The sequence below is a fragment of the Massilia sp. 2TAF26 genome (genome assembly GCF_052115005.1).
Taxonomy (GTDB): Bacteria; Pseudomonadota; Gammaproteobacteria; order Burkholderiales; family Burkholderiaceae_D; genus Telluria.
Genome location: NZ_JBFRFV010000083.1, coordinates 1 through 726 on the forward strand (window position 1 = coordinate 1; position 726 = coordinate 726).

The 726-nt window shown below is 50.6% G+C and carries 2 tRNA genes and 2 rRNA genes; all 4 read left to right on the plus strand.

Features of this window, described 5'->3' with window-relative positions:
- Positions 1–137: ribosomal RNA gene (locus AB4Z32_RS27510) — 16S ribosomal RNA — on the plus strand; the annotation flags it as partial.
- Positions 138–218: 81 nt separating this feature from the next.
- Positions 219–295: transfer RNA gene (locus tag AB4Z32_RS27515), tRNA-Ile, on the plus strand.
- A gap of 24 nt (positions 296–319) precedes the next feature.
- Positions 320–395, plus strand: a tRNA-Ala gene (locus AB4Z32_RS27520).
- Positions 396–616: 221 nt separating this feature from the next.
- A 23S ribosomal RNA gene (locus tag AB4Z32_RS27525) occupies positions 617–726 on the plus strand; the annotation flags it as partial.

The window sequence follows — 726 nt, forward strand, 5'->3', positions numbered from 1 at the left end:
TCACACCATGGGAGCGGGTTTTACCAGAAGTAGGTAGCTTAACCGCAAGGAGGGCGCTTACCACGGTAGGATTCGTGACTGGGGTGAAGTCGTAACAAGGTAGCCGTATCGGAAGGTGCGGCTGGATCACCTCCTTTCTAGAGTGGCACGAGAGCGAAAGCTCAGCATCAAGCGTCCACGCTTATCGGCTGTTATAAAGTTAAACGAGAAGAGTTTTCGGGGCTGTAGCTCAGCTGGTTAGAGCACCGTGTTGATAACGCGGGGGTCGTTGGTTCGAGTCCAACCAGCCCTACCACGGATCATGCGGTCGTGATGCCGAGGGGGATTAGCTCAGCTGGGAGAGCACCTGCTTTGCAAGCAGGGGGTCGTCGGTTCGATCCCGTCATCCTCCACCACTCTTCATCACTGCATTTATCCAAGTTCAGTACAGACTGGATTTCGATAAGTGTAGTTCTCGTTCTTTAACAATCTGGAAGAAGTAAAGTTTTCTTTAAGCGTGTAGCTAACGAAAGTTAGACACACACTTAGGGTAGAAAATCTGTTGTATCAACAAACAAAGTAAGCTGTCATTTGCCTGTGACGTTCCCTGACACTCATGCAGGGGCCAACGTTATAGGGACAAGTGAATAAGTGCACATGGTGGATGCCTTGGCGATTACAGGCGATGAAGGACGTTGTAGCCTGCGAAAAGCTACGGGGAGCTGGCAAACGAGCTTTGATCCGTAG